Genomic DNA, 21,723 nt, shown 5'->3' on the forward strand with positions numbered 1-21,723 from the left:
TACGCGTCAGCGCTCCGTCGCCTCCACGGCCGAGGAGCGGCGTCTGTACCCCGACGCGCTCAGCAGGTCTCCGTCCCGCCGGCGGGTTGTCGGTTGGGGCGTTTCTCCCCAGTCTGAGCCCTCGGGGCAGCCCGGGCCGAGCCGGGATCGGCCCATCTCAGCCACAGGAGGCGCGAGTGTCCGAGAAGCACGACGCAGCGGGCGACGGAGCGGGGGCGGAGGCCGCGGACGGCGGTATGCGGCGACGGGGCTTTCTGAAGGTCGCGGCGGCGGCGACGGCGGCGGGGGCCCTGGATCCCCGGACGCTGGTGGCCGCTGGAACCGCTGACGTCGGCGCTTCCCGCGCGCCCGCGTGGCTGCGGGCGCGGGAAGCTCCGCAGGAGGAGACGATCCCCCTCCGCAACGGCGAGCCGCCGGCCCTCCAGTTCCAGGCGTATCCGGGCGGAACGGGCGCGCTTCTCGAGAAGTACTGGCGTGCCGGGCTGAACCCGTTCGAGCGCACGCCGATCGAGCTCGAGCCGTGGGAGGGGGCGGTGCCGTCGAGCGAGGAGGAGGTCGCCTTCCTCCCGGTGCACCGGCTGGCGGCCCTCGTCCGCGAGCGCCACGTGTCGCCGACCGAACTGTTCGAGATCTACATGGAGCGCATTAAGCGCTACGACCCGGTCCTCCTGTGCGCCGTCACGATCCTCGAGGACAGGGGGAGGGAAGAGGCGGAGCAGGCGGAGGCGGAGATCCGGGCCGGAGAGTGGCGGGGCCCCCTGCACGGGATCCCCTGGGGCGTGAAGGATCTCTTCTCCACCGAGGGGGCGCGGACGACCTGGGGTTCGGCGGCGTTCCAGACCCGGATGATCGAAGAGGATGCGGAAGTCGTGCGGCGGCTACGGGCGGCGGGCGCCGTCCTCATCGCCAAGCTCGCCACGGGAGAGTTCGCGCGGGGCGACCGCTGGTATCGCGGCCGGACGCTGAATCCCTGGAACCTGGCCTGGGGATCGAGCGGGTCATCGGCCGGCCCCGGCTCCGCGACCGCCGCGGGCTGCGTCGCGTTCTCGATCGGGACGGAGACGCGCGGTTCGATCGTCTCGCCGACCCGGCGCTGCGGGCTGAGCGCCCTCCGCCCCACCTTCGGGCGCGTGAGCCGCTACGGCGGGATGGTGCTCTCGTGGAGCATGGACAAGACGGGACCCATGTGCCGCACGATCGAGGACTGCGCGCTCGTGTTCAACGAGATCCATGGCGCCGACGAGAAGGACCCCGCCTCGGTCACGCTGCCCTTCCGCTTCGAGCGGGCGCCGGACCTCGGCTCGCTTTCGATCGGCTACACGGAGAATGCGCCGCGCTCCTTCGTCGAGAAGCTCGAGGAGCTGGGGGCGCGGCTGCGGCTCATGCGCGAGCTGCCCGCCCAGTCGGCGAGTTCGCTGGGGGCCGAGTCGGCCTCGGCGTTCGACTTCCACGTCGCCCCGAACGGAGAGCTGCCGCCGGTGCCGGAGGGCCTCAGCGAACAGGAGCAGCGTGATTTCGCGCGCTTCCGCCGCGGCCGGGACGGGCTCGCGATGGACTACGTCCACGCGCAGCGGCGGCGCCACATCGTGATGAAGCGCATGGCCGAGGCGATGGACGGCTTCGACATGTTCGCCACCGGTTCGGGCGAGGTGGGGCTCACGAACGAGACGGGACACCCGGCCGCCGTCGTGCAGTACGGCTTCGGCCCCGCCGGCCCGGAGGACGAAGAGGCGGACCAGCCCCTGACCACGACCCTGATCGGAGATCTGTTCGCGGACGACAAGATCCTGAGCGTGGCGCACGCCTTCCAGGCCGCGACCGACTGGCACACGCGCCACCCGGCGCTCGACTGATGGGGCTCGACTGATGGAGCTCGACCAATGGAAGACGGAGGACGAAGGATGAACAGGATGCCCAAACGCCTCCTCTGGGGCGTGCTGCCCGTGCTAGTGATCGGTGTCGCGCTCGTCGTGCGCGGTGCCCCCGCTTCGACCGCGGTCGGAAACGGCGGGGACCGTCTCGAACGCTTGAGCGAGTCGCTGCAGACGTACGTGGAGGAGGGGCGGCTGGCGGGCGCCGTCGCCCTCGTCGCGCACGGCGGTGAGACCTCGTACCTGCAGGCCGTCGGCGATCGCGACATCGCGGCGGGCGACCCCATGGAGACGGACGACATCTTCCGCATCGCCTCGCAGACCAAGGCGATCGTGAGCGTGGCGGTCATGATCCTGCAGGAGGGTGGGGATCTCCTGATCACGGACCCGGTGGGGCGCTATCTGCCGGAGTACATGGAGACGACCGTAGGGGTGGATGACGCTGCGGGCGGCTACGAGATCGTCCCGGCGCGCCGCCCGATCACGATCCGCGATCTGCTCACCCACACGGCCGGGATCGGCTACGGCGGCGGTCCCGGGGCGGAACTGTGGGCCGAGGCGGGCATTCAGGGCTGGTATTTCGCGCACCGCGACGAACCGATCCGCGAGACGGTGCGCCGCATGGCGGCGCTCCCCATGGACGCGCAGCCCGGTGAAAGCTTCGTGTACGGCTATTCGACCGACATCCTCGGTGCCCTGGTGGAGGAGGTGTCCGGGGAGCCGCTGGACGCGTTCCTCCGCACCCGCATCTTCGAGCCGCTGGGCATGGTCGATACGCACTTCTATCTGCCCGAGGAGAAGCGGGACCGCCTGAGCGTGGTCTACTCGGCCTCGGCCGACGGCCTCGCGCCCGCGCCCGATCCCGGCGGCATGGTGGGGCAGGGCGCGTACGTGGACGGCCCGAGGACCAGCTTCTCGGGCGGCGCGGGGCTCCTCTCCACCGCGCACGACTACGCCCGCTTCCTGCAGATGATGCTGAACGCGGGCGAACTCGACGGAGCCCGCATCCTCTCCTCGAAGAGCGTGGAGCTCATGACCGTGAACCACGTGGGGGACAAGTTCGGCTGGGAACTGGGGGGTGGCTTCGGCCTCGGGTTCAGTGTACTCCGCGATCTCGGAGCGCGCGGAACCCCGGGCTCGGTCGGCGAGTACGGGTGGGGCGGGGCGTACCACTCCACCTACTGGGTGGATCCGGACGAGGATCTCGTCGTCGTCTACTTCACGCAGCTCATCCCGACGGGCGATGTCGACGATCACGCGAAGCTGCGCACCCTCGTGTACCAGGCGATCGACGAATTGCAATAGCGAGTCTCGGCCCCGCGTGGTAATCTCGGGACCCCGTTCGGGAGCCGGAGTGGCGGAACTGGCAGACGCGCCGGACTCAAAATCCGGTGGGAGCAATCCCTTGAGGGTTCGAGTCCCTCCTCCGGCATCGACCTGGACTCCCGATGGAGGAAACGGGCGATGATTCCCGGGAACTCATCCTCGGCCGCGGCACCGCCCCGCCGGCTCATCCCGCTCACCATGGCGCTCGCGATCGTGACGGCCGTTTCCCCGGCGGATGCGCAGGAGCGCCGGAGCGCTCGCGACCTGGGCATCGTGGTGGGCGTCCTGCCCACGGGGCCTCTCAACCAGATCACCGATGTGGCGGGCGTACGGGTGGGGCACGTCACCGTGACGAGCGGAGACACGATCAACACCGGGGTCACGGCCATCCTCCCGCACGGCGGCAACATCTTCCGGGAGAAGGTTCCCGCCGCCTTCGTGGCGGGGAACGCGTTCGGAAAGTTCGCGGGCACGACCCAGGTGCAGGAACTGGGCGAACTCGAGTCCCCGGTCGTCCTGACGTGCACGCTCTGCGTGCCCCGGGCCGCCGACGCGGTGATGACGTATCTCCTCGGGCTTCCCGGCAACGAGGAGGTCAGGTCCGTGAACCCGGTCGTGGGCGAGACGAACGACGGCTTCCTGAACCGGATCCGGCTGCGCCCGATCAGCGAGTCGGACGTGCTCACGGCGATCGCCGAGGCGGACACCGGGGCGTTCGAGCAGGGGAGCGTGGGCGCGGGTCGCGGCACGATCGCCTTCGGCTGGAAGGGTGGCATCGGCTCGGCGAGCCGCCAGCTACCGCAGAACCTCGGCGGCTGGACCGTCGGCGTGCTCGTCCAGTCGAATCACGGCGGGGTCCTCACCATCGACGGGGCCCCGGTGGCGGAGGCGCTCGGCGGCGCGCCCTACGGCGGGGCGGGGCCGGATGCCCCGTACCCGCGGGCGGGGATGCGTCCGCGGGCGGGCGGACCCGGCGGGTCGGAGGCGCCGGAAGCTCCCGCTTCACTCGAGGACGGCTCGATCATCATGGTCGTCGCCACGGACGCGCCTCTGGAGCACCGGAATCTGGAGCGCCTCGCGCGCCGGGCGCTGCTGGGGCTGGGGCGGGGCGGCGGCAGTATGAGCAACGGGTCGGGCGACTACGTGCTCGCCTTCAGTTCGGTCCCCCTGTCCCGGCTCTGGGACGAAGAGCGCGTGTCCAACGCGGCGATGAGCCCGCTCTTCCAGGCCGCCGTGGAGGCGACCGAGGAGGCGATCCTAAACTCCATCTTCCTCGCGACCACGGTCGAGGGGGACCGCGGCACCGTCGAGGCGATCCCGCTCGAACCGACGCTGGAGATCCTGCGCCGGCACGGTGTCGTCCCGCGCTGACTGACGCCGGCGCCGAGTGTTGCCCCCTCCGGCGCTCTCGGGCGGTTGGATCGCCGATCCTGTTGAGACTAAGTTGAGATCCACGGAGAGGTCGAGTGGAGTAACCAGGTGGGCGTGCTCCGCCGCCGCACTCGGACTTCCAGCATGAGGCTCGACGGCATGGAAACGGATACGATGGGAATCCTCGGCGTGTTGTTGGCGGTCGTCGCTTCGGCGATCAGCCTTGCCCTGTTCACCAGAGGGGCCACGAACAAACTTGACGACAGGATCACGGAGTTGAGGGGCGAGGTTGGCAAGGTGCGCACGGAGTTGGGTGGCGAGATCGGCAAGGTACGCACGGAGTTGAGCGGCGAGATCGGCAAGGTACGTACGGAGTTGAGCCGCGAACTCGGCAAGGTGCGCACCGAAGTGATCGAGACGCGGGTGACCATGACGGACCGCGTCGCGCGGCTGGAGGGGAACGTATTCGGCACCCCGCCTCCCGAGGCTGCTGCCGAGACCGGCTGAGCATGTTAGCGAAACTCGGAGCGCTGGAGCCATTCGGCTCGATCCGGCAGGTGCCCGTCTTCTTCCTCTGCGGCGTCGCCGTCATCGTCCTGTGCGTGTGGCTGCTCACGGAATTACTCCTGGAGCGTAACTACGGCCTCTGGTTGGGCCTCACGTCCGGATTCCAGGCGGCCGCGTACCTGATCCTGTACCAGCTCTGTCGGGTAAGGGCGGAAGCCCGGCAAGACTGACGCTCCACCCGGGCCCCTCAAACGCCGGGTGACGCGCGGGTGTCTTTCGTTTCGTAAGGCGAGTCCTTCACTTTCGACTCCGTTGCGCCCTCAGGCATCACTCCAGCCAGGAGCCGCGAACCATGCTGAAGCGCGTGTTTCTCCCCGTCGTCTTCGCCACGATCGTCCTCCCGGCCTCGGCGGCCGGCCAGCAGGCGGTGGCCGATGAGGACTTCATGTCAGAGATGGAATGGCGGTCGATCGGACCGGCGAACATGTCCGGGCGCGTCACCGACATCGAGGGCGTCCCCGGGACCGGGACCTTCTTCGTCGCCGGCGCCACGAGCGGCGTCTGGAAGACCACGAACCACGGAACCACCTTCCGGCCGGTGTTCGACAACGAGCGGGTCATCTCGATGGGCGACCTCGCGATCGCGCCGAGCAATCCCGACATCGTGTGGGCCGGCACCGGTGAGGAGGACTCCCGCAACTCGATCTCGCCGGGTGGCGGGATCTACAAGTCCGTCGACGGCGGCCTCACCTGGGAGTCGAAAGGCCTCGAGGGGACGCAGGCGATCGGGCGCATCGTCATCCATCCGGCGAAGGCGGACTGGGTGTACGTGGCCGCGCTCGGCCACCCGTGGGGCGACAACGAGGAGCGCGGGCTGTACCGGACGAAGGACGGCGGCGACACATGGGAGCGCGTGAACTTCGTCTCGGACAAGGCGGGCTTCGTCGACCTCGACATGCACCCCCGGAACTCCGATATCCTATGGGCCACGAGCTGGGAGCGCGTCCGCGGCCCGTATTTCCTGCAGAGCGGCGGTCCGGGGAGCGCCATCTGGAAGTCGACCGACGCCGGCGACACGTGGGAGAAGGTCGAGGGCAACGGCCTCCCCGAGACCATGCTCGGACGGCTCGAGATCGCCATCGCCCCCAGCTACCCGCAGATCATGTACGCGGTGGTCGAGGCCGAGGCCCCCGACGAGGCGGATGAGAAGGGCGACCGGAATGCGTCGGGACTCTACCGTTCCGAGGATGGCGGCGAGACGTGGGAGTTCATGAACTCGAGCAACTCGCGGCCCTTCTACTACTCGGGCGCCTGGGTGTCGCCGGACGACCCCGACTTCATCTACTGGTCGTCGCTCTTCTTCTCACGCGACGGTGGGCGCACGGTGGGGAATCCGGCCCAGGGTGTGCACGTCGACTATCACGCACTGTGGTGGGACTCTTCCAATCCCGACCATTTCATATTGGGCAACGACGGCGGGATCGCGATCACGTGGGACGGCGGCGGGAACTTCGAGTTCCCAAACCGCATTCCCATGGGACAGTTCTATGCGGTCAGCTACAATATGGACACACCCTATCGCGTCTGTGGCGGTCTCCAGGACAACTATACCTGGTGCGGTCCGAGCCGGCGGGCGGGCGGCGCCATCGACAATCACATGTGGTACTCGATCGGGGGCGGCGACGGCTTCTACGCGCCGCAGGACCCGACGAACCCGGACATCGTGTTCGGGGAATCCCAGCAGGGGCGCATCTACTGGCGAAATACGCGCACGGGTGAGCGGCATCAGCTGCAGCAGCCCGACTGGCGGGAGCGCACGCAGGCTCTGCGGGACTCGATCGCGACCCTGTCGGGGGACGATCCCGATGAGCCGCCGGCCGCGAACGTGGCGCAAATCGAGGAACTCCAGGCCCTCGTCGCCCAGGATTCGGCGCTCTTCGACATGCGGTTCAACTGGAATACGCCGCTCGAAATGTCGCCGCACGATCCGCGGATGCTGTACATCGGCGCGAACCGCGTGCTGAAGTGGACGTACGACACGGATGAGATGACGCCGATCTCGGACGACCTCACGTATGCGGATCCGGAGAAGATCGAGGTCGCGTACAACACGACGGGCGGGATCACGCCGGACGTGACGGGGGCGGAGAACTTCGCCACCATCGTCTCGCTCGCCGAGTCGAAGACCAACGAGGGCGAACTCTACGCGGGGACCGACGACGGTCGCGTGTGGCGCACCCCGGAGGGCGCGGAGTGGATCGAACTCACCGATCGCTTCGAGGGCGTGCCGGAGGGGACCTACGTGAGCCGCATCGAACCCTCGAGCCACGATCCGAACCGCTTCTACGTGACCTTCGACAACCACCGGCGGGACGACTACACGCCCTACGTGTACGCGACGGACGACGGCGGGGAGACCTTCCGGTCCATCGCGTCGAACCTGCCCGCGGGAGCACCGGACTTCGTGCACGTGATTCGCGAGGACCCGGTGAACGAGGATCTGCTCTTCGTGGGGACGGACGTGGGCGCGTATGTGTCGACGGACCGCGGAGGGTCGTGGTCGCGCTTCATGGACGGGCTGCCGACGGTGCCCGTGCACGACCTCAGGATTCACCCGCGCGAGCGTGAGATCATCGCGGGCACGCACGGCCGCTCGGTCTTCGTGGCCGACATCTCGCTCCTGCAGGAACTGGACGGCGGGCGTCTGCCGGAGGCCGTGACGGTGTTCCAGCCCAGGACGGCGATCCAGTACGCGGATCCGCCGGTGGGCGGCGAGTTCATGGCCCAGGGCACCTTCCGGGGTGACGCGGGAGAGTACGGGGCCGAGGTCTCGTATTTCATCCCCGAGGATGTCGCCGAGCAGCTGGCGGAAGCGGCCCGTGAGGAGCGGGCGGAACGGCGCGCTCCGGGCGACCGGGCCGGTCTTGCAGCTGTCCGACCTGGCGGTAGGGGGCCCGCGGGAGCCGGCGGAGGGGGAGCCGGTCTCGGCGCCCAGGCCTCGGTCGCGATCCTCAACTCGGCGGGCGATACCGTGCAGGTGATCGACGGGTCGGCCTCGGCCGGCGTCAACCGGGTCCGGTGGACGTTCAACCGACGGGCCGCGCCGGCGGAGCCGTCGCCCGCGGACCGCGCCGACAGCATCCGCAACGCCCGCATGTACGCCGCGGTCGGCGATTCGCTGGTCGAGCACGAAGAGGTCGACCGCGAGGTCATGGACCACGTGCTCGAGATGGTGCAGGGCGGCAACCAGGCCGGCCTGCGGCGCATGTTCGGCGGCGGTGGCAGAGGCGGAGGTGGTTTCGGCGGCGGCGACACGGGCGGGTGGCAGGACCGGCCCGCCGAGCGCTATCCGCAGGCGGGGCAGGCCGCGGGCGCCCGGGGCGGAGCGGCCGCGGCGGCGAGCGGGGCTCCCGCCGGCGGTGGGGCCGACGAGGGCGGTCCCGATCCGGCGAGCATGCGGGAGGTGTTCCAGCAACTGACACAGGCCATGCGTGAGCGCGGCGGTGGCGGAGGCGGCTTCCGGCGCTTCTTCGGCGGTGGCGGCGGCGGTGGCGGCGGACTGGCCGACCCCGGCACGTACACGGTCGCGATCACGCTCGGCGAGGAGACCTTCACGGCCACGCTCGAAGTCGTTCGCAAGGAAGGCTTCGGCTTCTGGGACGAGCCGGACACGGAAGACCGGCGATAGCGGAAGGGTGCCGCGCCGACGGCGAACGCATGCCGCCCGCGCGGTGTCCCAAGGCTCGGGTCCAATCGAACGGCCAATCGAACGGCGACTCGAACGGCCACCGGGCGCAGGGAAAGCGGCAGCGGTCGGAAAATGAGTGAGACGGGCGGAGGAGAGGGGACGGACGCGTCGATCCTGGGGAGGATCCGGAAGCGACGCATGCTGCAGATCGCGCTCGTCTACGTGGGTGCGGCGTGGCTCGGCGTGGAGATCACCGACTTCATCGTCGGGAACTACGGTCTCTCGCGGAAGATCCTCGACACGGTCGTCTTTCTCGCCATCCTCGGCTTCCCCGCCTTCCTCATCATTGGCTGGTACCACGGGGCACGCGGCCGCCAGCGCATCCGCCGCGCGGAAACCTCGCTCCTGCTCACGCTCGCATCGCTGGGCGCGATCGGCACCTATCGGATCGCGACGACCGAACCGATCGCGGATGGGAGCGCAGACGCCGCGGCGGTCCCGGCCACCGCGGACCGGACGGGGGGCGCGCTCACCGTCGCCGGGGAGACGCCCGACCTGGGCCCGAACTCTCTGGCGGTGATCCCGTTCCGGAACAACGTGCCCGATCCGGAGCTTCAGTGGCTGGGGGCGGGCCTCGCGGATCTGCTGACGACCAACCTGGCGCAGCGGCCCGACCTGGTGGTGGTGGGGCGGCAGAGTCTCTACGACCTCCTGACCGAAGGCGGGCTCTCCGAAGAGGAGGAGATCCCGGAAGCCCTGGCCATGACTGTCGCGCGGAGCGCCGGGGCCCGGCTGCTCCTGTGGGGAAGCGTGACCGGGACCCCCGACGACATGCGCATCGACGCCCAGGTGATCGAACTCGAGGACGGCACGATCTGGTGGGCCGATTTCGCGCGTGGCGGCGATGTGTTCGAACTCGTGGATTCGTTGACGGTGGGCCTCGCGACCCAGCTGACCGGCGTGCGGCCGCTGCTGGAGGCTGCCCGCATCAGCCATCTCGGTACACAGGACCTGGAGGCGCTGGCCGCGTTCCACCGCGGAAACGCCCTCGCCCGGGCCGGCCGGCTCGAGGAGGCCGAGGCGCACTTCGAGCGGGCGGTCTCGATCGACAGCGCTTTCGTTCTCCCTCTGCTCGCATCGCGAGGCGAGTTCGCGAGCGACGAAGCCGAGCCGTCCGAGGAGGACCGGACGGAGGCCGGGCAGCGTCGAGCCGCATGGCGGGAACGCCGCGCGGCCCAGCTCTTCCGCCGGCTGCCGGATGAGGTGAAGAGGCAACTTGCGGGTCTGAGCGGCGAGGAACTGCGCGCCGCCGTCGACTCGCTGTGGGCCCGCTCACGCTCCGCTCTGGACCTGCTGTCGGGCGAGCGTCCGCCCGGCGGGACGCGACCGCCCGGCCCGCCCCCGAACCGGCCGCCACCGCGCGACCCCAGATAATCCCGATAGACCGTCGGCAAGATTCCGGCGCTCGATGGGCTCTTCGAGCTTGCCTGCCGGGTCACGCCGTGCCACTACGTACGCCATGAGCGGAGCCAACAAGAAGCTTACAAATGCGGTGGAGCAGTACTTCACCGACCTGCGGCGGATTCGCGCCTCCGGCGGCGCCACGGGAGAGAGGTCGAGCTATCCGGCGCTGTCGAAGCTCCTCGACGCCGTCGGCGCGACGCTCCGGCCCAAGGTGTTCTGCGTGGCGGACATGGCCGATCAGGGCGCCGGCCACCCCGACTTCGGACTCTACAGCCAGCGACAGTTACAGCGGGGCGTTCCGCGAAAAGGACAGGCTCCCGAGCGCGGCGTCGTCGAGGTGAAGTCGCCCGGCGACGACATGCAGGAGACATTCCGAGAGCAGGTGGCGCGCTACGGCGAACGCTACCGGCTGGTCCTGGCGACGAACCAGAGAGAGTTCCGGCTCACCGCCGTCGAGGCGGGCGGAGTCACTTCGACGCTCGAGTCCTTCGGTCTCGCAGGCACCGAGGCAGCCTTCGCCCACAAGCTGGAGCATCCGCGCGCCTTCGCCCGCGAGAGCGGAGCCGGTCTTGGGGAGTACCTGTCTCGTGCGCTGTCCCATCGGGCTACGCTCGTCGACCCGAAGGATGTCGCTTGGCTCCTCGCCTCCTACGCGCGCGACGGGCTCGCGCGGGTCGAAGCGGCGGGCGACCCACCCTCGCTGAGAGGGCTGCGCTCGGCGCTCGAAGAGGCCCTGGGTGTCCGGTTCGAAGGCGCACGGGGCACGCGCTTCTTCCACTCCACGCTGGTACAGACGCTGTTCTACGGCATTTTCTCCGCGTGGGTGCTTTGGTCTCGGCACGAAGGATCGGCGGTCGCGCGGTCCGGGAGCGAAGGCGGCCCGGTCCGGTTCAGTTGGCGGGAAGCGGTGTGGCACCTGCGCGCTCCGGTTCTCCGGGCCCTGTTCCAGCAGGTCGCCGATCCGGGGCGCCTGCAACGGCTGAACCTCGTCGAAGTTCTGGACTGGACGGCGGCGGCGCTCGACCGGGTGGACCGGACGGCCTTCTTTTCCCGGTTCAATGAGGGCGAGGCGGTGCCGTATTTCTACGAGCCGTTCCTGCAGGCGTTCGATCCCGAACTGCGGAAGCAACTCGGCGTGTGGTACACACCCACCGAGGTCGTGCGCTACATGGTCGCGCGCGTGGACAAGGCGCTGAAGGACGATCTGGGCATCGCGGACGGGCTCGCGGCGGAGAACGTCTACGTACTCGATCCCTGCTGCGGCACCGGGGCCTATCTGGCGGAGGTGCTCCGGCGGATCGCCGTCAATCTGGAGGGACAGGGCTTCGGAGCGCTCACCGGCGCGAGGGTGAAGCAAGCCGCGACCGAAAGGGTGTTCGGCTTCGAGATCATGCCCGCACCCTTCGTCGTCGCACACCTGCAGGTCGGGTTGACCATGCAGGATCTGGACGCCGCGCTCGCGGACGACGGCGCCGAACGGGCCGGAATCTTCCTGACCAACGCCCTCACCGGCTGGGAGCCTCACACGAGCAAGCCGCTGCCGTTCCCGGAATTGGAGGAGGAACGCGACCGGGCGGAACAGGTGAAGCAGGAGAAGCCGATCCTCGTGATCCTCGGCAATCCGCCCTACAACGGTTTCGCGGGCATGGCCGTGGACGAGGAACGAGAACTGTCGGTCGCGTACCGCAAGACGAGACGCGTCCGTCGGCCGGAAGGGCAGGGGCTGAACGACCTCTACGTCCGCTTCTTCCGCATGGCGGAAAGACGTATCGCTCAGAAGACTGGGCAGGGAGTGATCTGCTTCATCTCGAACTACTCCTGGCTCGACGGGCTCTCCTTCACCGGGATGCGCGAGCGCTACCTGGAGGCATTCGACGAGATCCGCATCGATTGCCTGAACGGCGACAGGTACAAGACCGGCAAAGTCGCCCCGGACGGCTCGCCCGATCCGAGTATCTTCTCGACGGAGGGCGATCCCGTCGGCATCCAGGTCGGAACCGCCGTCACGACTCTCGTGCGCAAGCCTGAGCATGCGCCCGCCACCGACGTCGCTTTCCGGCATCTGTGGGGACGAGCTAAGCGGACGGAATTGACCGCCACGGCGGAAACGGAACCCTCCGCACTCTATGAAGGGGTCGGACCTATCTTGCCGCTTGGCCTCCCCTTTTCCCCGGTGGCGGTGAGTAGCGATTGGTTCAACTGGCCGAGGTTGCCCGACTTGCTGCCGACGGCATTTCCGGGCGTGCAAACCGGCCGCGACGCGTTTCTCGTTGACATCGACCTGGACCGACTGAAGTCGCGCGTTGCGGACTACTTCGATGCGGGGATCGGCGACGAAGAAATCGCAAGGCGCTATCCGAGAGTGATGGAGACGACGGCGCGTTTCGATGCGCGCACCGTCCGCAATGCGCTGCTTGAGCGTGGCGGGCCCGATACGAGCGCATTCATCCGCATCGCCTACCGCCCCTTCGACAACCGCTGGCTCTATTGGGAGAAGGACACGAAGCTTCTCGACGAGAAGCGTGCCGACTACCGGCCGCAAGTATTCGAAGGAAATCCGTGGTTGTCAGTGGCGCAACACCTGCGGAAGGGAGCGGCAGAACCGCAAAGTGTGTTCACTGAGGACATGGGTTCGCGCCACCTCATTGAACGGGGCACGCTAATGTTCCCCGCTTGGTTGCGCGATGACGGTCTGGGGCTGGACGTGAACGGATCGCGACGAGCGAACCTCTCGCCAAAGGCGAAGCGCTATCTGGACCAAGTCGGCGCCGGTGTCGACGACCTCTTCCACCATGTCCTGGCGGTGCTCCACGATCCGGGATACCGTGCGGAAAACGCCGGGGCACTTAGGATGGAATGGCCGCGCATACCGCTTCCCGGCTGGCCCGATGGCGAGGCAGAGTGCGCCGCGGACGCCTTCGCCGAATCGGCAGAGCGAGGCCGCAGACTCGCCGCACTGCTCCACTCTGAAGTGCCCGTCGCAGGCGTTACGCAGGGCACCTTGTCTCCAGCCATGGCCGCCATTGCCGTCCCCGCCACGACGGACGGTCGAAACATGGCGAGCGAAGACTTCACGGTCACGGTCGGGTGGGGGCACTTCGGAGCCGGCAAGGCCGTGATGCCCGGCCAGGGTCGTGTCGTTGAGCGTCCTTTCTCCCCGGCGGAGGGCGAGGAAATGGGCGCTAGTCTGCCAGCTCTCGGAGAGAGCACCCTCGATGTCTATCTGAACGCACGCGCCCTCTGGCGCAACGTTCCCGCTGCTGTCTGGAACTACAAGCTCGGGGGCTATCAGGTCCTCAAGAAATGGCTCTCCTACCGCGAGAGCGGCGTCCTCGGCAGGTCCCTGCGAATCGAGGAGATCCAGCACTTCACAGCCACGGCCCGGCGCATAGCGACTATACTACGCCTGACCTCCGGTACCTGTGCCAGGTCGGTATGATGGGCGAGACCGGAGCCCGTGGCCACGTTCGCGGGAGCACAGAAAGGTTGCTTTTCGACGAAGTCGAGCGACGACCCGGAGCCATTGAGTTTCGCGAAACGACATTCGAGTGGTTGGAGCGCTCCGCCGACGAAGAGGATAAGCTGCGTCGCGGCTGGATCGAGTCATGGTTCGCGGAACTGCCGGACCACGTTCGTCCGCAGTTCAAGGCGAGGCTTACGACAAGAGAGTTGCCTGACTTCATGGCCGCGCTGTTCGAGATGCAGGTCCATAGTTTGCTGCGGCGGCTCGGCTGTTCGGTGGGAATCGAGCCTCCGATACCCGGCACGGAGAACCGGATCGATTTCCTCGCCCGGGACGGTGACCGGCAGTTCTACCTGGAGGTCGCCGTTTGTGGTCTCGGAAAGAGTGAATTGCGGAGTAACGATGCCGAGTATGACGCGGTCCGAAAGATCAGGGAGCAGTTCCCGTCCCCGCACTCGCATCTCTGGCTTGAGACGACGGGTGAACTGAAGAAGTGGCTACGTAAGGGGCATGTTGTTGAACCCTTTCGCTCGCTCCTGCGAAGACACACGCCGGAACAAGTTCGGCGGCGACATGCCGAGGGTGGACTGTCGAACGCGCCGTGCGCCCAACTGGCCGAGGGGGACTGGATCTTGAAGGGTTGTCTCGATCCGGTCTCCGATGGATCCACGGGTCATGTGTGTGGACCGGCGCGAACCGGGATGGTTGACGGATCGCAAGCTCTCCGGGAGAAACTCTCGGACAAGGCCAGAAAATGGAGGAACGTGGACCTGGGAGGCAGGCCGTGTCTCATCGCGTTGAACGATTGCTCCCGGTTACACCGGAGGGATAGAGAGATCACGCTGTTCGGACGCACCGGACGTGATGGTTCGCCGTCGCAATCTCTCCGGCGATCATTCTCGAGGGTGGACGGTGTCCTCGTCGCTTCGAACGCAGTTCTCGGAAATGAACTCGACGCGGAGGTGCGACTTTACAGGAATCCGCGTGGCAACGTTCCGGCCTGCCTGGATCACCTTGAGCGGCCGCACACGTTGGCCGTCCTACTGGGCATCGACCGGCGGCCCTCCTGACTCTCGAAGACCGTGAAGCCGGACACATGCCTGCGGATCGTCGGCGAGTCGGTACTCGACGAGCGCGGACTGGCCGACGATGCTGACGATCCGGACGAGCCGTTCGGCGCCGTCGGGGTCGGTGACCCGCAGTTCCTCACCCAGGAAGAAGTCGACGGGCTCACGTCGTCCCTCGTCGATGGCGAGGTTGGTCGCGTAGAGGTAGGTGCGGTCGAGCTTGTCACGGATCGGGTTGAGTCTGCCCCTCAACCCGGGGATCTCGCCGGTGCGTTCGGGAAAGATCACCGACCCACCAGCCGGCAGGGCGAAAAGTTCGATATCGAGCGGACCGTGGCTGGGAATCCATTCGGTCTCGACATGCGCCGCGTACCCCGCGGCGGCGGCGAAGACCGTCATCGGAAGCTCGGTCGCATAGAGGTCGGCGGTGGCTTCGCCGCTTTCGCCGGTAGTTGCCGCCCTCCAGGTCTCGTTGGGGAACAGGACGAGCAGGTCGATGCCGGGCAACGGAGCACCGGCCTCGTGCGCGCGGATCAGGGCGGTCGCCGGCGTCGGCGTGGTGGGCGCGGCGGGAATCGTGAGGAACAGATCCGCGTCATCGACGACTCGATACAGGGGCTCCTCGCCACTCAGGCCGTGGGTCTCTCTCATGATCGTCGGGACGCCGTCACCCCTTCGTTCCATGAAGAACTGCCGCCCGCCCGAACCGAGGATCTTCCCCGCCGGTATGCGGCCCAGCATCGAGGCGAGTGTCTGGTTACGGGTCGCCTGCCGGGAGGCCATGCTCTCGACCGTGAGGTTGTTCGGGAGAGCGCCGGGCGAGTTGATCTCGATCCGGTCGGCGAACATGGAGAGCCGTATCCGGCTCCCGCGAATCGAGTAGTCTCGGTGCGCCACGGCGTTGACGATCGCCTCGAACAGGGCCCTCTCGCTGTACTGCGGCAGATCGACGCGGGCGGGCTGTTTGTGCGCGCCGACTCGCATATTGCGGACGGCGAACTTGACGGCCTCGGCGATCTGGCGATGTAGCGGTCCGGTAATCGTGTGGGCATCCAGCTGACCGGACGCCTGGTCCACGCCCCGGTATTGCGTGGCGCTGATGCACGCGTTGGGCAGCCATTCCTCGGGGGCGGCGGCGCACAGCAGCACGCCGGCGACCGTGGCCCGGAGGATCTCGCCCTCGTCCCGCGCCAGAAGGCCCATCTTCTCGAGGGCAAGTTTGGGATCGGCGGCGCCCTCCGAACTCAGCAGCCGCCCCCACAATGTCTCGTCCAGCGTGCGGAAGCCGGTTCCCGGAACGGGCTGCTCGTCGAACCACAGGAAGCGCGCCTGAGACCGCCTCTGGGCGAGACGCAGACTCTCGTCGCTCGTCATCCTCCGCTTGGAACTGCCCAGACGGCGAAATGCGCCCCCCGGACTCTCGTGCAGAGCATAACCGGGAGGGACCTCCACGATGAGAAGCGGCTTGCCGTCGATCTCTCCCCGGGAGGTGTCGATCTCGATGGGCGGCCTGATCGAGTCCGTGCAGAGGTTGACCACGAGTTGCTCCAGCGCGTCCATCTGGTCGCGGGTCATCCCCTGCACCTTGCCGGAGTCGGTGACGCCGCACAGCATGGCCCCGCCCTTGGCGTTCGCGAAGGCCGCCAGCTCGTCCGCGATGCTCTGCTCGTCCGGCCGGGCCGGGCGGTCACCCCTGAACTCGAACTCCTCGAACTCCCAGTGGCTGTCTTGGCCTAGGCGGAGCCGTCGCCGGATCTCGTTTTCGTCGAATATCATGGGTCTGCTCCGAGCCGGTCCCGCGCGCCATGCACGGGTACGAGCTTTCGGCGAAGGGTAACGGCCCGAGCGCGCCGAGTGGTAGCATCCCCCAGGCACGCGGTGGCCCGTTGATTGGACCTTTGACGCGGCGCGACCGGGCCCTTGGCGGGTGGACGATGACCGTGACATCAGCCATGTTTCGAGAGACATAGAGGATGGACGCGCGCCGCCTGCCCGGGGGGCGGCGTCCGCGGCAAACCAGGGAGGCCACATGAAGCGAAGGGCGTTTCTCCGAGCCGGAATCACGGGTGCCGGTGTCGCCGGCATCGCCGCCACACCCCTCGCGGGGGCGACGGCGGCCCGCAGCCTCGAGCCCATCTTCAACCCTCGGCGCCCGCGCCGGGACTACAACGGGCCGGTGCGGCTGAGTTCGAACGAGAACGCGCTCGGGATCGCACCGTCGGCGCGGCAGGCGATCATCGACGGACTCGACGAGGCGAACCGGTATCCCGGCGCGACCGGGCAGCTCGTGCGCGCGGCGCTCGTGGACCGGCTCGGCGTCAAGCCCGGCCAGTTGTTCTTCGGGTCCGGCTCGACGGAGATCCTCCGCATCGCCGTGGGGGCATGGGCGGCGCCCGGCGGGCGGCTCATATACGCACGGCCGACCTTCGAGGATGTCCCCGACTACGCTCAGCCGTTCCCCTACGATCATGTGAAGGTGCCCCTGACGAGCGGATACGCGCACGACCTGGACCGGATGCGCGAGGAAGTCAACAAGTCGTCCGCGCCCAGCGTCATCTACTTCTGTAACCCGAACAACCCGACGGGCACGCTCACGCCCTCAGGGGACATTGCGGCCTGGCTCCGCGACGAGAGCGAGCAGCACCTCTTCCTCGTCGACGAGGCGTACTTCGAGCTGGCCGAAGATCCTTCCTACGAGACGTTCATCCCGCTCATCGAGCGTCACCCGAACCTGATGGTCGTCCGCACCTTCTCGAAGGTGTACGCGATGGCCGGGATCCGGCTGGGGTACGGCGTCGCTCACGAGGCCACCGTGCAGCGCGTGCTGCCGTTCGCGACGCAGAATTCGCCGAACCACGTCGCTGGCGTGGCGGCCGTCGCGTCGCTGGCCGACGACAGCTTCTTCAGGAAGAGCGTCGATACGAACAACGAGGCCAAGGCGATCATCTCCGACGCCCTCGGCCAGCTGGACATCGAGGTCCTGCCGAGCCAGACGAACTTCATCATGCACCGCATCAAGGGCGAGCTGGCGACCTATAACGAGCGCATGTACGAGGCCGGGTTCAACGTGGGCCGCCCCTTCCCGCCCATGACCGACTGGAGTCGGCTCTCGATGGGGATGCCCTCGGACATGGAAAGGCTCGCCGAGGTAATGATGGACTTCCGCAGGAAGGACTGGATCTGAGGCGAGCGGGCCCCCGTCAGCGTGCGGAGGAGCGGCCGAGCGTCCTTTCAAGGTAGCCCCGGATGTGGCTCGCGGTCTCGGCGGAGATCCAGATCGAGCGCAGTTCGTCGTCGAGTTCGGCCGCGCGGCCCGGGGCCCGCGAGAGCTGTCTCTTCGTCAGGTCGTAGGTGGCCGCCGGGATCGAAGCCAGCTCCGCAGCAACCGTCCGCGCCCGCTCGATGAGGTGCTCGGGCGGTACGATCTCGTCCACGAAGCCCCGTTCGGCGGCGGCCTCCGGGTCGTAGGAGCGGCCGAGCAGCAGGACCTCGCGCTGATATCGCCGCGGGACCGCGCCGCGGAGGATGTCGAGCGCGACCGAGGGGAAGGGGACCCCGACCCGGAGTTCGGGCAATCCGATGCGGCCGTTCCCCCGGGACATGACGCGGTAGTCGCACGCGCACGCGATGACGGCGCCGCCGGCGATCGCGTGCCCGTTCACCGCCGCCACGACCGGCTTCGGAAAGGCGCGTAGCTTCGAGAACAGCACCCCGAGACTCGCGAGCAGCGACTCGACGTACGCCGCGCCGTCGTCGACCACCCGGAACAGTTCGACCCCCGCCGAGAAGGCCGACCCCGTTCCCGTGAGCACGACCGCCTCGACCGAGCCGTCCTCCCGCACCCGATCGAATTCCGCGTTGAGCGCGTCGGAGAACTCCGCCGTGAGGACGTTCGCCGGCTCGTTCTCCATCCGGATGAGCGCCACGCCGCCGTCATCACTCCGCTGGATCATCCCGCCTCCCGGTGGTAGGCCATCCTCGGAGGCGCGTCGGCACCCGCGATCCGCTCCGAACGGCCTACTAGGAAATTAGTTGCCAACCTGTCCCGCTCCGCCTAGGCTAACCCGGAAGAGGGCCGGCGTCACGGCAGCGCGGAGGCGGAAGCGTCGCCATCCCGTTGGATCTTTCTTTCTTCGCCCCCCGTACAACGGTTCGTGTCGGTCATGGTGTCGAAGCGGTGATCCGGGGAGATGCCGTGGTCCGGTGATTTGATAGCCCGTTGAGAGTCTTGCGATAGATACAACGCGCCGCGGCCGGACGGGATGAGAGGTCGGCACCCGTCCCGCCGCCGCTGTAATTTTTTGGGGCGTCGCCGAGGCAGGATCGGAGGGCCGGCGGCAGGGAAGAAACATTCGGTGCGAGGCTTATGAAGGCACGTCACTGGGTCACGTTGATCGTCCTGCTCATCGCCGGCGCCGCCGTGGTCGGCATCTTCATGCGGCTGAACGAGAGCGAGGAGGATGGGCCGCTCACGTTCGGGGACCCCGCGGCCGATTCGGTCGCCGAGGAGGTGCGGGGGACGGCGTCGGCGGCCGCCTTCGCGACGGATATCTGGCTCCCGGTCGAAGGGGCCGTGATCCAGCGGGACACCTTCGTGCTCTGGGTCACGGCGAGCGGGCGGGCGGCTTCGCTCCGCTCGGCGCCGCTCCATTCCGAGGTCCAGGGTTCGGTGACCGCGGTTCCGGTCCAGGAAGGGGAACAGGTGCGGTCCGGGCAACTCGTGGCCCGGATCGACCCCACCCTCTACGAAATCCGGGAGCAGCGAGCGCAGGCCGGGGTCGACCAGGCGCGCGCGGACTTCGAGGATCGGGTGCTGTTCGACGATCAAATGCCCGACTCCGCCCGCGCCGTGAGGGCCGAGCAGGCACGCATCCGAGTCGGGCTCCCCGACCGGGAAGCGGCGCTGGCCGAGGCGCGCTACGAGCTGGAGAAAACCCGGATCGTCGCCCCCTTCGCCGGCCGCGTGGCCAACCTCGGCGTGGCGCAGGGCAGCCGGGTCGGCGCGGGCGACTCGATCGCGACCATCGTAGACCTGTCGCAGATCGACATCGACGCCGGAGTGCTGCACTCCGAACTCCCGCTCATCGAAGTCGGGCGGGAGGCGACCGCGACCTTCCCCGCGCTGAGGGGAGAGGTGTTCGCCGGAACGGTCGTGAGCGTGAACCCGCTCATCGACCCGGAGACGCAGACGGCGCGGGTCACGGTGCGGCTCTCGAACCCCGGAGCCCGAATCGTCCCCGGGATGCCCGGGAACGTGCGGATCGCGGGCCGTCAACTCCCCGACCGCACCTTCGTATCGAAGGACGCCGTCGTCGAACGGAATCGTCGTCAAGTGGTGTTCGTGTTCGAACCGAGCGGGCCCGGGGCGGAGACCGGGCGCGCGCAGTGGGAGTACGTGACGCTCGGGCTGGAGAACGACACGGAAGTCGAGATCATCCCCAACCCGGACGGCGAGGACACGTTCGTGCCCGAGGGCGGAGAAATCGTGCTCGTGGACGGACACGCCACCCTGACGCACGACGCCCAGGTACGGATCGAGAACCATGGCGACTTGATGGCCGAGCCGGCCCCGGCTTCGGACGGTTCCCGATGAGACCGGCGGCGCGAGAGCGCGGGCGCCGATTCTTCGCAACGGTCGCGCTGGGGGCGGGAGGCCTCGCCGCCGCGGTGCCTGCCGCGGCCCAGGTTCCGGTGCTCCCGGACACGCTCGACATCGGGCGGGCTGTACGGATCGCGATCGGTCAGAGCCCACAACTCCGCATCGCGCAGGCGCAGGCGGACCAGCGGGGCGCCGACCGGCTGGCCGCGTGGGGGGCGTTCCTTCCCACGGGGGGGGGCAGCCTGGGCCTGAACCGCTCCAATTCGAGGGTGTCCACCTACGAAGCCGAAGAAGGACCGGCGGAGCGACTCCCGGAGAGCCTCTCGTTCACCTCACAGTACGCGAGCCAGAGCTTCGGTCTGAATCTGACGCTGCTGGAGGGCGGTCGGCGGTTCGCGGAACTGCGGCGCACCGCGGCCGGCGTCCGGGCGGCGCAGCGACGCCTGGACGACCAGCAGCGCCAGGTCGTCGCGACCATCCGGCGCGAGTTCCTCGACGCCCTGCGGCGCCAGGAGCTTCTTGAACTCACGCGCACCCAGATCGCCGATCGTGAACTCGAACTCGACATCGCCCTCCGGAGGTATGAGATCGCGGCCGTGGAACGAACCGATGTCCTGGCCACCGAGTCGCAACTGCTGGATGCCCGGATCAGGCTGCTCTCGGAGCAGAACCAGCTGCGGATCGGCCTTCAGCAGCTGGTGGTCTCGATGGGGCTCCCGCCCGAGGTGGGCGAAGGCCTCGTACTTGCGGGCGATGAGGGCATGCCCGCGGGCATACCGGATATCGAACAGATCGTCCGCACGGCCGTCACCTCCGACCCCCAACTCGCGGCCCTGGAAGCGGACCGCTCCGCGGCATCGGCAGCGCTGTGGGCCGCCCGCACGAGCTATCTTCCGACGATCAGCGCGTCCATGAGTTGGGGACGCGGTGAGAGATTCGGTCCCGACGCTTCGTTCTGGCAGTTCCGCCCCGGCGATACGAGTCACAGCTTCGGCCTCTCGTTGTCCTGGAATGTCTTTGACGGCTTCCGCCGCGAACAACAGAACGCCCAGGCATCCGCGGCGCGGCGGCAGGCCGAGGAGGATCTGCGCCGTGTGCGCCTGGAGATCGAGCGCGACGTGCGGCGCTTCGGCGTCGAGATCGAGCAGTTGACGCAGACGCTGGAGTTGCTCGGGCAGCAGTACGCCATCTCGCGAGAGCGGCTGGAGATGGAGCAGGAGCGATACCGGCTCGGGACCGGGAGCTTCCTGGAACTTCAGAGTGCGATCAGCTCGGCGCAGGGTGCCGAGACCCAACTGATCCAGCGCCAGTACGATTACCTGACCGCGTGGTCGAACCTGGCCGAGTACATCGAGGGCAGGCCCTGA

The 21,723-nt window shown here is 68.2% G+C and carries 14 protein-coding genes and 1 tRNA gene; 13 read left to right on the forward strand and 2 right to left on the reverse strand.

The features are described 5' to 3' along the window. Positions 1 to 176 precede the first annotated feature (176 nt). From ACPXY0_RS06170 to ACPXY0_RS06215, 10 genes are all read left to right on the forward strand, one after another. Positions 177 to 1,853: an amidase gene (locus ACPXY0_RS06170; RefSeq protein ID WP_423929450.1), complete on the forward strand. Its 1,677-nt coding sequence runs from the start codon at positions 177 to 179 to the stop codon at positions 1,851 to 1,853. 48 nt (positions 1,854 to 1,901) lie between these two features. Beyond that, the gene (locus ACPXY0_RS06175; protein WP_423929452.1) at positions 1,902 to 3,176 is read left to right on the forward strand and encodes a serine hydrolase domain-containing protein; all 1,275 of its coding nucleotides are present in this window, start codon (positions 1,902 to 1,904) and stop codon (positions 3,174 to 3,176) included. A 43-nt stretch (positions 3,177 to 3,219) separates the two neighbouring features. Continuing rightward, a tRNA-Leu gene (locus tag ACPXY0_RS06180) sits at positions 3,220 to 3,303 on the forward strand. Between the two features lie 32 nt (positions 3,304 to 3,335). Then, positions 3,336 to 4,568 carry a P1 family peptidase gene (locus ACPXY0_RS06185; RefSeq protein ID WP_423929454.1) on the forward strand — a complete coding sequence of 411 codons (1,233 nt, stop codon included), beginning with the start codon at positions 3,336 to 3,338 and terminating at the stop codon, positions 4,566 to 4,568. A 144-nt stretch (positions 4,569 to 4,712) separates the two neighbouring features. Continuing rightward, the gene (locus ACPXY0_RS06190) at positions 4,713 to 5,075 is read left to right on the forward strand and encodes a hypothetical protein (RefSeq protein ID WP_423929456.1); all 363 of its coding nucleotides are present in this window, start codon (positions 4,713 to 4,715) and stop codon (positions 5,073 to 5,075) included. A 2-nt stretch (positions 5,076 to 5,077) separates the two neighbouring features. Then, the gene (locus ACPXY0_RS06195; RefSeq protein WP_423929458.1) at positions 5,078 to 5,305 is read left to right on the forward strand and encodes a hypothetical protein; all 228 of its coding nucleotides are present in this window, start codon (positions 5,078 to 5,080) and stop codon (positions 5,303 to 5,305) included. A 122-nt stretch (positions 5,306 to 5,427) separates the two neighbouring features. Continuing rightward, positions 5,428 to 8,763 (forward strand): WD40/YVTN/BNR-like repeat-containing protein, encoded by a 3,336-nt coding sequence (locus ACPXY0_RS06200; protein WP_423929460.1) that lies wholly within the window; start codon positions 5,428 to 5,430, stop codon positions 8,761 to 8,763. A gap of 132 nt (positions 8,764 to 8,895) precedes the next feature. After that, positions 8,896 to 10,197: a CsgG/HfaB family protein gene (locus ACPXY0_RS06205; protein WP_423929462.1), complete on the forward strand. Its 1,302-nt coding sequence runs from the start codon at positions 8,896 to 8,898 to the stop codon at positions 10,195 to 10,197. Between the two features lie 85 nt (positions 10,198 to 10,282). Further along, positions 10,283 to 13,666: a type ISP restriction/modification enzyme gene (locus tag ACPXY0_RS06210; protein WP_423929464.1), complete on the forward strand. Its 3,384-nt coding sequence runs from the start codon at positions 10,283 to 10,285 to the stop codon at positions 13,664 to 13,666. Between the two features lie 47 nt (positions 13,667 to 13,713). Next, complete coding sequence (locus ACPXY0_RS06215) at positions 13,714 to 14,760, forward strand: hypothetical protein (protein ID WP_423929466.1); 1,047 nt, start codon at positions 13,714 to 13,716, stop codon at positions 14,758 to 14,760. On the opposite strand, the gene ACPXY0_RS06220 is transcribed toward ACPXY0_RS06215, so the two are convergent. Then, a complete protein-coding gene (locus ACPXY0_RS06220) occupies positions 14,731 to 16,533 on the reverse strand; it encodes an RNA-binding domain-containing protein (protein WP_423929468.1) in 1,803 nt (600 codons plus the stop codon). The two genes, ACPXY0_RS06215 and ACPXY0_RS06220, sit on opposite strands and share 30 nt — an antisense overlap. Before the next feature lie 253 nt (positions 16,534 to 16,786). On the opposite strand from ACPXY0_RS06220, the gene ACPXY0_RS06225 reads away from it, so the two are divergent. After that, positions 16,787 to 17,941: a pyridoxal phosphate-dependent aminotransferase gene (locus tag ACPXY0_RS06225; protein ID WP_423929470.1), complete on the forward strand. Its 1,155-nt coding sequence runs from the start codon at positions 16,787 to 16,789 to the stop codon at positions 17,939 to 17,941. Positions 17,942 to 17,957: 16 nt separating this feature from the next. Here ACPXY0_RS06225 and ACPXY0_RS06230 read toward each other — a convergent pair whose 3' ends face one another. Then, positions 17,958 to 18,710, reverse strand: a complete 753-nt coding sequence (locus ACPXY0_RS06230; RefSeq protein WP_423929472.1) for an enoyl-CoA hydratase/isomerase family protein — start codon at positions 18,708 to 18,710, stop codon at positions 17,958 to 17,960. Positions 18,711 to 19,123: 413 nt separating this feature from the next. Here ACPXY0_RS06230 and ACPXY0_RS06235 point away from each other — a divergent pair, with 413 nt between their 5' ends. Beyond that, positions 19,124 to 20,350, forward strand: a complete 1,227-nt coding sequence (locus tag ACPXY0_RS06235; protein WP_423929474.1) for an efflux RND transporter periplasmic adaptor subunit — start codon at positions 19,124 to 19,126, stop codon at positions 20,348 to 20,350. Beyond that, positions 20,347 to 21,723 (forward strand): TolC family protein, encoded by a 1,377-nt coding sequence (locus tag ACPXY0_RS06240; RefSeq protein ID WP_423929476.1) that lies wholly within the window; start codon positions 20,347 to 20,349, stop codon positions 21,721 to 21,723. The genes ACPXY0_RS06235 and ACPXY0_RS06240 overlap by 4 nt, the downstream gene beginning before the upstream one ends.

The organism is Candidatus Palauibacter sp. (assembly GCF_965237495.1).
Lineage (GTDB): Bacteria > Gemmatimonadota > Gemmatimonadetes > Palauibacterales > Palauibacteraceae > Palauibacter.